Annotated in this window: 9 protein-coding genes and 1 pseudogene; 7 read left to right on the top strand and 3 right to left on the bottom strand. The window is 71.7% G+C overall.

The annotated features are described in order from the left end of the window. Positions 1 to 3: 3 nt before the first annotated feature. Positions 4 to 858, bottom strand: a complete 855-nt coding sequence (locus ABZ318_RS03880; protein ID WP_356900890.1) for a phosphatidylinositol-specific phospholipase C — start codon at positions 856 to 858, stop codon at positions 4 to 6. 108 nt (positions 859 to 966) lie between these two features. Then, positions 967 to 2799: a bifunctional metallophosphatase/5'-nucleotidase gene (locus tag ABZ318_RS03885; protein WP_356900891.1), complete on the bottom strand. Its 1833-nt coding sequence runs from the start codon at positions 2797 to 2799 to the stop codon at positions 967 to 969. A 152-nt stretch (positions 2800 to 2951) separates the two neighbouring features. Here ABZ318_RS03885 and mshD point away from each other — a divergent pair, with 152 nt between their 5' ends. The 7 genes from mshD to ABZ318_RS03920 all read left to right on the top strand — a co-directional run bounded on the left by mshD (position 2952) and on the right by ABZ318_RS03920 (position 10035). Next, entirely contained in the window at positions 2952 to 3878 is a 927-nt protein-coding gene (mshD, locus tag ABZ318_RS03890) for a mycothiol synthase (RefSeq protein ID WP_356900892.1), read from the top strand. A gap of 89 nt (positions 3879 to 3967) precedes the next feature. After that, positions 3968 to 4354: a GntR family transcriptional regulator gene (locus ABZ318_RS03895; RefSeq protein ID WP_356900893.1), complete on the top strand. Its 387-nt coding sequence runs from the start codon at positions 3968 to 3970 to the stop codon at positions 4352 to 4354. Then, on the top strand, positions 4351 to 5193 hold the full coding sequence (locus ABZ318_RS03900; RefSeq protein ID WP_356900894.1) for an ABC transporter ATP-binding protein: 843 nt from the start codon (positions 4351 to 4353) through the stop codon (positions 5191 to 5193). Before ABZ318_RS03895 ends, ABZ318_RS03900 begins: the two co-directional genes overlap by 4 nt. Then, complete coding sequence (locus ABZ318_RS03905) at positions 5190 to 6167, top strand: ABC transporter permease (RefSeq protein WP_356900895.1); 978 nt, start codon at positions 5190 to 5192, stop codon at positions 6165 to 6167. The genes ABZ318_RS03900 and ABZ318_RS03905 overlap by 4 nt, the downstream gene beginning before the upstream one ends. Before the next feature lie 235 nt (positions 6168 to 6402). Beyond that, positions 6403 to 8658, top strand: coding sequence for an RNA degradosome polyphosphate kinase (locus ABZ318_RS03910; protein WP_356900896.1), 2256 nt, complete (start codon positions 6403 to 6405; stop codon positions 8656 to 8658). Beyond that, entirely contained in the window at positions 8645 to 9628 is a 984-nt protein-coding gene (locus tag ABZ318_RS03915) for a CHAD domain-containing protein (protein WP_356900897.1), read from the top strand. Before ABZ318_RS03910 ends, ABZ318_RS03915 begins: the two co-directional genes overlap by 14 nt. Beyond that, complete coding sequence (locus ABZ318_RS03920; RefSeq protein ID WP_356900898.1) at positions 9625 to 10035, top strand: NUDIX hydrolase; 411 nt, start codon at positions 9625 to 9627, stop codon at positions 10033 to 10035. Before ABZ318_RS03915 ends, ABZ318_RS03920 begins: the two co-directional genes overlap by 4 nt. Positions 10036 to 10049: 14 nt before the next feature. Here ABZ318_RS03920 and ABZ318_RS03925 read toward each other — a convergent pair. Continuing rightward, positions 10050 to 10136 (bottom strand): annotated as a pseudogene (locus tag ABZ318_RS03925) (IS5/IS1182 family transposase); the annotation flags it as partial. Positions 10137 to 10160: the final 24 nt, after the last annotated feature.

Here is a 10160-nt window from a genome sequence, read left to right on the forward strand (position 1 = left end):
GCCTCAGTTGTGCCGGAGGAGCGCCTCCACCAGTCCCGTCCGGGTGTTGGGGAAGTCCATGGGCACGATCCCGAGGCCGACGCGCCCGGACAGTTCGGAACCGTCCAGGAAGCCGTGGACCCAGGGGTTGAGCCGGTCGGAGTTCCAGCGGGGCGGCAGATAGGCGGAGGTGCTGACGAAGTTCACGTAGAGCCGGCCGGGCTGGGCTACGGCGGCGCGGAACTGGGCCTGGATCTTGGGGTACTTGGCGTCGGGCAGGGCGTTCCAGTCGTCCTGGACGGAGAAGACGGCCGGGTCGGCCCATCTCAGCCCGGGGAGCCCGCCGTTGTCGGCGAGGAGCACCACCCGGCCGCGCGCCTCGCCGAGGAGGGGCAGTGTGTCCCCGATCCGGAAGAGGGAACGCCATCCGCGCCGGTCGAGGTAGTCGTCGAAGACGGCGCGGAAGGTGGCGTCGGACTCCTCGGAGTACTCCTGCTTGACCCGCATGAGGACGGTCTCGGAGGGGTGCGCGGCGAGGAAGTCGCGGCAGGCGACGAGGACGTCGCCGAACATCATGTTCTGGTAGGAGGCGCCGTGGTGGATGGCGAAGGACCCGCCGGTCACCCGGCACCGCACGTCCAGGAACCGGACACCGCTGTCCAGCTGCTGGGCGATGGTGGTGTTCTGGCACTCGCTCCAGGGCCCGCCGTACCGGGCTCCGGAGTCGTGCGTGCCGGGGATGGTGAGCCGCCGCAGATCGGTCCCGTCCCCGTGCGCTCCCATCCACGCGCGCGTGTCCACGGCGAAGGCGCTGGGCGCCCCGACGAACAGCGCGGCTCCGGCCCCCAGGGCCCCCATGAGTAAGCGTCGTCGCTCCATGACCCGGCACTATGACAGGTCCACAACAACACCACCAGAGCGCGTACGCGAAAGGGGGCGGCGCTCCGTCGAAACGGTCCGCCGCCCCCTCCCAGGGATCCTTCGGGGTTACTTCACGACCGTGATGCGGTCCGCCGCCGGGACCTGCAGCGGGTTGGCCGCTGAGGAGTGGCCCGCCAGGTAGGCGTTGAAGACGTCCAGGTCCGAGGCGCCGACCAGCTTGTTCGTGCCGGTGGCCAGGGCGCCGAAGCCGTCGCCGCCGCCCGCGAGGAACTCGTTCATCGCGACGCGGTAGGTCTTCGCCGGGTCGATCGCCTCGCCGTTCAGCTTGATCGTGCCGTCGACGACGCGGTCCGCGCCCGTCTTCGTCATGTCGAGCGTGTACGTGAGGCCCTTCGACACCTGAAGGATCTTGATCGAGTTCAGGTTCGAGCCGCTGACCTGCTGCTTCAGCGCGGTGATCAGGTTCGCGCCGGTCAGGTCGACCACGTTCATCATGTTGGTGAAGGGCTGCACGGTGAAGGACTCGCCGTAGGTCACCACACCGTCGCCCTCGGCGCCGGACGCCTTGTAGACGAGGTCGGAGCGGATGCCGCCCGGGTTCATCAGGGCCAGCTGCGCGCCGCCCTTGTCCGCCGGGGCCAGGCCCTCCAGCTGCGCGTCGGCGATCAGGTCACCGAGCGGCTTCTCGTACGCCGTGGAGCCGCGGCCGTTGATGTCGGCGGCGATGAAGCCCTGCGGGCGGTTCGCGACCGGGGCGGCGAGCGTGCGCCAGTCCTCGATCAGCTTCGTCATGTCGCCGGCCTTCGGCACGTCGCGCGAGACGACGTGGTTGGCGGAGGCGACCGCCGTGCGCACGATGTCCTTGGTGGCGCGGTCGTACGTCAGCGTCGTGTCCGTGTACAGCTTGCCGAACGAGGACGCCGAGGTGACCAGGCGCGGGTTGCCCGCCGGGTCCGGGACGGTGCACACGTACGCCTGGTGCGTGTGGCCGGTGACCAGCGCGTCGACCTGCGGGGAGACGTTCTTGGCGATGTCGACGATCGCGCCGGAGACGCCCTCGCCCTCACCGTCGCCGTCACCGTCGCAGTTGTAGTTGTACGAGGCGGAGGCCGGCATGCCGCCCTCGTGGACCAGGGCGACGATGGACTTGACGCCCTTGCGCTCCAGGATCTTCGTGTACTTGTTGATCGTCTCGACCTCGTCGCCGAACTTCAGGCCCTTGACGCCCTCGGCCGTGACGACGTTCGGGGTGCCCTCCAGGGTCACGCCGATGAAGCCGATCCTGACGCCGTCCTTCTCCCAGACGAAGTACGGGTCGAGCAGCGGCCTGCCGGTCTTCTCGTCCGTCACGTTCGCCGCGAGGTACGGGAAGTCGGCGCCCTCGAAGGTCTTGCCCTCGACGAAACAGCCGGCGGTCGGGTGACAGCCGCCGTTCTGCATCCGGGCCAGCTCGCGCGCGCCCTCGTCGAACTCGTGGTTGCCGACCGAGGTGACGTCCAGGTCCAGCTTGTTCAGGGCCTCGATCGTGGGCTCGTCGTGGAAGAGCCCGGACAGCAGCGGCGAGGCGCCGATCATGTCGCCGGCCGCGGCCGTGATGGAGTAACGGTTCCCCTGACGGGCCTGGCGCAGGTGCGTGGCCATGTACTCGACACCGCCGGCGTCGATCTTCTCCGTCGTGCCGTCCGGCTTGGTCCGGGTGACCTGCCCGGACGAGCCGGCCGGCGGCTCCAGGTTGCCGTGCAGGTCGTTGAAGGAGAGCAGCTGGACGTCGACCATCCGGCCCCATCCCTTGCCGTTCGTCCCCTGCCCCGCGGCGAACTGATCCCCGGCCGCCCCGGCCGACGGCATCGTGGCGACGAGCGCCCCGACGGTCGCGATCCCCGCGCCGACGGCGAGGATTCGCCGTGCCGTCTTGTTCTTCCTCGGTGTCGCTGCCATCTCTCCCCTAGTCCCCTTGCCCCGTTTCGCGGGCCTTGATCTGCTCCCCGTTGCGCGTGCAGCCTAGAGTCAACGCGCGTAGCGCAACAGGGGGGAGCTGGTTACAAGACAGTTGCCTCTTGCTGACGGGGTGTCGCCGTAGGCTCATAGCCATGACTTCCGACACGGTGCCGGCCCTCGAACCGGGACGGCAGATCCACACGTATGACGAGCTCACGCCCGAGCAGGTCCAGGACGTACTGGAGCTGCTCACGGCCGCCGACCAGGCCGACGGCATGCACGCCGTGTCCGAGCAGGGGCGGCTCTACCTGCGCCACGGCAGGCGCGAGGGCGTGCGTCACTTCCTCCTCACCGTCGGCCCCCGCCTCTACGGCTACGCCCAGCTGGAGGAGACCGACCCGATCGAGGCCCCGGCCGCCGAGCTGGTCGTCCACCCCTCCCACCGGGGCCGCGGCCACGGCCGGGCGCTCGGCACCGCCCTGCTCACCGCCTCCGGCAAGCGGCTGCGCGTCTGGGCGCACGGCGGCAAGGCGGCGGCCCGGCACCTCGCCCAGGTCCTCGGCCTGACGCTCTTCCGCGAGCTGCGCCAGCTGCGCCGCCCCCTGACGCCGCTCGACATCCCGGAGCCGGTGCTGCCCGAGGGCGTCACCGTGCGCACCTTCGTCCCCGGCCAGGACGACACGGCCTGGCTCGCCGTCAACGCCGCCGCCTTCGCGCACCACCCGGAGCAGGGCTCGCTCACGCAGCGGGACCTGGACGACCGGATGGCCGAGCCGTGGTTCGACCCGAAGGGCTTCTTCCTCGCGGAGAAGGACGGGCGGCTCATCGGCTTCCACTGGACGAAGACGCACGCCGAGGAGCAGCTCGGCGAGGTGTACGTGGTCGGCATCCTGCCGGACGCCCAGGGCGGCGGCCTCGGCAAGGCGCTGACCGCGATCGGCCTGCGGCACCTGGCGGCGCAGGGGCTGCCGACGGCGATGCTGTACGTGGACGCGGACAACACGGCGGCGGTGCGGGTCTACGAGGGGATCGGGTTCACGACGCACGAGGTGGACCTGATGTACCGCACGGAGTCGTAACGCCTGGAACGCAGGGGGCGGTTGACACCGCCCCCTTCTTTCCACCACCCTTTCACTACTTGATTAGTGAAAGGGTGGTGGAAGGGATCGTGGTCGAGTACCGCATCGACCGGCGCAGCGGCGTCGCCACCTACCTCCAGATCGTCCAGCAGACGAAGCAGGCCCTCCGGATGGGCCTCCTGGAGCCCGGCGACCGACTGCCCACCGCACGCGAGGTCGTCGAAGCGACGGCCATCAACCCCAACACGGTCCTCAAGGCCTACCGCGAGCTCGAACGCGAAGGCCTCGTCGAAGCCCGCCGCGGCCTCGGCACCTTCGTCCGCGCCACCCTCGGCACCGGCCCCGCCGACTCGCCCCTGCGAGGCGAACTCACCGACTGGGCCCGCCGGGCACGCGCCGCCGGACTGGAGCGGGAGGACGTGGCCGCGCTCTTCACATCCGTACTGAAGGAACACTTCGAGGGGGACGACCGATGACGAAGGACACCGCCCTGGAGGCACACCTCCTGGGCAAGCGATACGGGGGAAGGGGGCACGGCTGGGCCCTGAGGGAGTGCGACCTCTCCCTCCCCGCCGGCCGGATCTGCGCCCTCGTCGGCCCCAACGGCGCCGGCAAGTCCACCCTCCTCGCCCTCGCCGCCGGACTACTCCGCCCCACCGAGGGCACCATCCAGGCCCCGGCCCGCGAACACCTCGCGTACGTCGCCCAGGACAAGCCGCTCCACCCCCGGCTCTGCGTCGCCGACACCCTGCGCATGGGACGCGAACTCAACCCCGGCCGCTGGGACGACACCCTCGCCCGGCGGATCGTCGACGGCGGCGGCTTCTCCTCCGACACGCTCGTACGCCACCTCTCCGGCGGCCAGCGCACCCGCGTCGCCCTCGCGCTCGCCCTCGGCAAGCGGCCCGAACTGCTGCTCCTCGACGAGCCGATGGCCGACCTCGACCCGCTCGCCCGCCACCAGCTGATGGGCCTGCTCATGGCCGAAGCCGCCGAACACGGCACCACCGTCGTCATGTCCTCGCACATCCTCACCGAGCTGGAGGGCGCCTGCGACCACCTCCTCCTGCTCCACGGCGGCCGGGTCCGCCTCGACGGCCCCGTCGACGAACTCCTCGCCGCCCACACCCTGCTCACCGGCCCCATCGCCGACCTCGCCCCGCACACGGTCGTCGAATCCCGCACCACGGGCCGTCAGCTCACCGCCCTGGTCCGCCACGAAGGCCCCGTCGAGGGCCCCTGGGAGACCACCGCGCCCTCCCTGGAGGACCTCCTCCTCGCCCACCTCCGCACCACCGAAGGAGCCCCGGCATGAGCACCCTCGCCCTGAAGGGCCCCTACTGGGTGACGGTCCGCCAGTACCGACGGACGCTGTGGCTGGCGGTCGCGGCGGTGCTCGTGTCCCTGAGCGTGATCGGCGGACTGCGGATCTGGGACGCGCAGACGCCGGACCAGCTTCTGCAGGACGGCTACCCGATCCCCTCGGACGAGAACCGCGGCTTCAGGGTGCTCCAGTGGGCCATGGAGTACGCCGGCGGCGGCATGATCCTCCTGCCGCTCCTCGTCGGCGCCTTCGTCGCGGGCCCGCTCGTCGCCCGCGAATTCGAGTCGGGGACGTACAAGCTCTCCCTCACCCAGTCGGTGAGCCCGGCGGCCTGGCTCCGTGCCAAGCTCCTCACCACGACCTCCGCCGCCCTCCTCGCCGCCCTCGCCCTCACCGGCGTCTTCCGCATCGGCTGGGAACGGGCCGCGATCTTCGGGGGCGCCTGGGACCCGGGGCCGTACATGGCCACCGGCGTCGTCCTCTTCGCGTACCTCCTCGCCGCCGTCGCCGTGGGCGCCCTCCTCGGCCTGCTGGTCCGCCGCACCCTCGTCGCCATGGCGGCCACGGGCCTGGTCATGGGCGTGGTCCTCCTCGTCCTGGGCGCGTACCGCTGGTCCTTCCTGCCGGTGAAGACGATCACCGGCCCCGCCGGCCCCACGCTCTGGACGCCGGACAACGGCCTGATGATGGACACGGGGCTGCTCACCGCCTCCGGCGCACGCTTCGACCGGTCGGTCTGCTGGGACGAGGTGAACAGGACCCCCGGCCTGGACGGCATGGAGGACGGAGGGATGAAGCTGTTCGACCGCTGCCTCACCCGGCGCGGCGCCACCACCCAGTACGTCGACTACCACCCCTGGTCCCATTTCTGGCCCACCCAGCTCATCGAGAGCGGCATCCTCCTCGCCCTCGCCGCCCTCGCGGCCTACGCCGCCTTCCGCGTCCTGCGCGCCCGGCACCCGTAGCGCCGTCCCGGAAGACACGCGTAGAGGACACGCGTAGACATAGCGGGGGCGGGGCCCTGGCCAAGGGCCCCGCCCCCGATTCCCGTACGACACGTCCCCGTTACCGGCCATTCAGACGCGCTTGCGACGCTCACGCAATGAAGCGCTCCGTGCCCGTTCTCCCCAAGGGGAGACTTCCCTCCCCACGGCCCGCTCCGACGCGCCCGACCACCCCTTCGCGCGGAAGAATGGGGCCATGAGCCAGCAGCCCGCCGAGGTCCCGGTCCAGTCCTCCGCCACGCCGTCCGTCCCGTCGTCCGGAACGTCGTCCATCGCGCCGTCCCTCGGTTCCCTGACCGCGCACCGCGCGCACGTGGTCAACGGGACCGTCGTGACCGACATCGCCCCCGACCTGGACTCCGATCCCGACACGTACGAGGACGACAGCGACCTGCCCCAGGGGCGTTTCCTCGACCGGGAGCGCAGCTGGCTCGCGTTCAACGAGCGCGTCCTCGAACTCGCCGAGGACCCCACGACCCCCCTCCTCGAACGGGCGAACTTCCTCGCGATCTTCGCCTCGAACCTCGACGAGTTCTTCATGGTCCGCGTCGCCGGCCTGAAGCGCCGCATCGCCACCGGCGTCGCCACCCGCTCCGCCTCCGGCCTCCAGCCCCGCGAGGTCCTCGACCTCATCTGGACCCGCTCGCGCGAGCTCATGGCCCGGCACGCCGCCTGCTACCAGCAGGACGTCGCCCCGGCCCTCGCCGACGAGGGCATCCACCTGATCCGCTGGCCCGAGCTCACGGAGAAGGAGCAGGCGCGGCTCTTCACCCTCTTCCGGCAGCAGATCTTCCCGGTCCTCACCCCGCTGGCCGTGGACCCGGCCCACCCCTTCCCGTACATCTCGGGCCTGAGCCTCAACCTCGCCGTGGTCGTACGCAATCCGGTCAGCGGCCACCGCCACTTCGCGCGCGTGAAGGTGCCGCCGCTGCTCACCCGCTTCCTGGAGGCCTCCCCGCAGCGGTACGTGCCCCTGGAGGACGTCATCGCCGCGCACCTGGAGGAGCTGTTCCCCGGCATGGAGGTGCTGGCGCACCACATGTTCCGGGTGACCAGGAACGAGGACCTGGAGGTCGAGGAGGACGACACCGAGAACCTGCTCATGGCCCTGGAGAAGGAGCTCATGCGGCGCCGCTTCGGGCCGCCGGTGCGCCTGGAGGTCGAGGAGTCCATCGACCCGTACGTCCTCGACCTGCTGGTGCGCGAGCTGAAGGTCTCCGACGCCGAGGTCTATCCGCTGCCCGGCCCGCTCGACCTCACCGGCCTCTTCGGGATCGCCGGGCAGGACCGGCCCGAGCTGAAGTACCCGAAGTTCGTCGCCGGCACCCACCGGGACCTCGCCGAGGTCGAGTCGGCGTCCGCGCCCGACATATTCGCCGCGCTGCGCGAGCGGGACGTGCTCCTGCACCACCCGTACGACTCCTTCTCCACGTCCGTGCAGGCCTTCCTGGAGCAGGCCGCCGCCGACCCGGACGTCCTCGCGATCAAGCAGACGCTGTACCGGACCTCCGGCGACTCCCCGATAGTCGACGCGCTCATCGACGCCGCCGAGTCCGGCAAGCAGGTCCTCGTCCTCGTCGAGATCAAGGCCCGCTTCGACGAGCAGGCCAACATCAAGTGGGCGCGGAAGCTGGAGGAGGCCGGCTGCCACGTCGTCTACGGCCTCGTCGGCCTGAAGACCCACTGCAAGCTGTCGCTGGTCGTACGGCAGGAGGGCGAACTCCTGCGCCGCTACTCGCACGTCGGCACCGGCAACTACCACCCGAAGACGGCCCGGCTCTACGAGGACCTGGGCCTGCTCACCGCCGACCCGCAGGTCGGCGCCGACCTCTCCGACCTGTTCAACCGGCTCTCCGGCTACTCCCGCCGCGAGACGTACCGCCGCCTGCTCACCGCCCCCAAGTCCCTCCGGGACGGGCTGGTCTCCCGGATCACCAAGGAGATCGCGCACCACCGCGCCGGGCGGCCCGCGTACGTACGGATCAAGGTCAACTCGATGGTCGACGAGGCCGTCATCGACGCCTGCTACCAGGCCTCCCGGGCCGGCGTCCCCGTCGACATCTGGGTCCGCGGCATCTGCGCCGTCCGCCCCGGCGTCACCGGCCTCTCGGAGAACATCCGGGTCCGCTCGGTCCTCGGCCGCTTCCTGGAGCACTCCCGGATCTTCGCCTTCGGCAACGGCGGCGAACCCGAGGTCTGGTTCGGCAGCGCCGACATGATGCACCGCAACCTGGACCGCCGGATCGAGGCCCTCGTACGGGTCTCCGACCCGGCGCACCGGGCAGCGCTCACCCGGCTCCTGGAGACCGGGATGTCCGACACCACCTCCTCCTGGCACCTCGGCCCCGACGGGAACTGGACGCGGCACGCGACCGATCCCGAGGGCAGGCCCCTGCGGCACGTCCAGGAGATGCTCATCGACGCGCGGAGGCGCCGGCGTGCACAACCCTGACCACTCCCAGGACGTCACGGCGGGCGAGGTCCTGGCCCCCTACCTGCACGCGCGGGCCGCGGACTTCCTCCGCGGCCTGCGCCTGCACACCGAGAGCGGCTCCGACACGGCCGGAGCGGAGGAGGCCGCCCGTACGCTGCGGGGCGCGGCCCGCCGGATCGGCGGCACCCTCCACACCTTCCGGTCGCTGCTCGACACGGCCTGGGCCGACCAGCTGCGCACCGAACTCGCCTGGCTCTCCGGCACGCTGGCCCTGGAACAGGCCTGCACCTCCCGGCTCGTCCGGCTGGTGGACGCGCTGTCCCGCCTGTCGAACGGCAGCGGGCCGGTGCCGACCGCCCGGGGCGGCGAGGGGGCCGGGCTGACGGTGGGCGCCGCGCGGGCCGGCGCCCTCCTCGAACGCCAACTGACCCTGGCCAGGACCCGCGCCCACTCCGCCTCCCTCCAGGCGCTGGGCTCCGCCCGCTTCCACGCGGTCGCCGACGCCGTCGCCCTCCTCGCCTCCGAGGTGCCGCTCGGGCCGGCGGGCTCGGCCCCGGCCGTCGAGGTCATCGACGCCCCCGCCGAACTCGCCGAACGGCGCCTCCTCGACGCGGTCGCGGCACTCCCCCTCACCCGGGCGGCCCACCCGTACAACGCGGACGCCCTCGCCCTGGCGGCCGGCGAGAGCCAGGACGCGCCCTGGCACCAGACCCGGCTCCTGCTGCGCCTGCACCGGTACGCCACCGAGGCCCTGCACACCGGTGGCGAACCCGACTCCCACCTGTACGAGGCCGCCCGCGCCCTCGACCGGCACCGCGACGCGGCCGAGGCCGCGACGGCCGCCGCCACCGCCGCCCGCACCCCGCGCATCGCCCCCGCCACCGCCTACGCCCTGGGCGTCCTCCACGCCGACCAGCGCCACGAGGTGGAGGCCGCGCGCTTCGCCTTCCAGCGCGCCTGGCACAGAACGACGGCCCCGGTCCCATGAGCAGCACCCCCATCCTGGCGGCGGGCTGCGTCCTGTGGCGCCCGGCGGTTTCCGGCCACGGCATCGAGATCGCCCTGGTCCACCGGCCCAAGTGGGACGACTGGTCGCACCCGAAAGGCAAGCGGAAACGCGGCGAGACGGCGGAGGCGTGCGCGCTGCGCGAGGTCCTGGAGGAGACGGGCCGGCGCTGCGAGCTCGGCCCGCGCCTGCCGACGGTCCACTACACGGTGGACGGGCGGCCCAAGGAGGTCGCGTACTGGTCCGCCCGGGCGCTGGACGGCGGCTTCGTCCCGACGAGGGAGATCGACGCCCTCGTCTGGCTCCCCCCGTCGACGGCCCGCCACCGCCTCACCCAACCAAGAGACCGCGAACTCCTGGACGCAGCAATGACCACCGCCCACCTCTGACGCCCCCGCCCGTGTGGAACCCGCGCCCGGCGCCCACCCCGCTTCGGCGTCCTGTCCGGCAGCAACGGCTCAATGCGTGCCCACTGGGCGTCAGTCAACGACACAGCTCAACTAACGATCAGATG

Origin of the sequence: Streptomyces sp. NPDC006197 (genome assembly GCF_040613865.1) — a bacterium.
In the GTDB taxonomy this organism is placed as follows: Bacteria; Actinomycetota; Actinomycetes; order Streptomycetales; family Streptomycetaceae; genus Streptomyces.

What these genes read in the sequence shown, in the direction of transcription:
- ABZ318_RS03900 (WP_356900894.1), top strand. Translation starts at nt 4,351, where the DNA reads ATGACGAAGGACACCGCCCTGGAGGCACACCTCCTGGGCAAGCGATAC.
- ABZ318_RS03905 (WP_356900895.1), top strand. Translation starts at nt 5,190, where the DNA reads ATGAGCACCCTCGCCCTGAAGGGCCCCTACTGGGTGACGGTCCGCCAG.
- ABZ318_RS03885 (WP_356900891.1), bottom strand. Translation starts at nt 2,799, where the DNA reads ATGGCAGCGACACCGAGGAAGAACAAGACGGCACGGCGAATCCTCGCC.
- ABZ318_RS03880 (WP_356900890.1), bottom strand. Translation starts at nt 858, where the DNA reads ATGGAGCGACGACGCTTACTCATGGGGGCCCTGGGGGCCGGAGCCGCG.
- ABZ318_RS03920 (WP_356900898.1), top strand. Translation starts at nt 9,625, where the DNA reads ATGAGCAGCACCCCCATCCTGGCGGCGGGCTGCGTCCTGTGGCGCCCG.
- ABZ318_RS03910 (WP_356900896.1), top strand. Translation starts at nt 6,403, where the DNA reads ATGAGCCAGCAGCCCGCCGAGGTCCCGGTCCAGTCCTCCGCCACGCCG.
- mshD (WP_356900892.1), top strand. Translation starts at nt 2,952, where the DNA reads ATGACTTCCGACACGGTGCCGGCCCTCGAACCGGGACGGCAGATCCAC.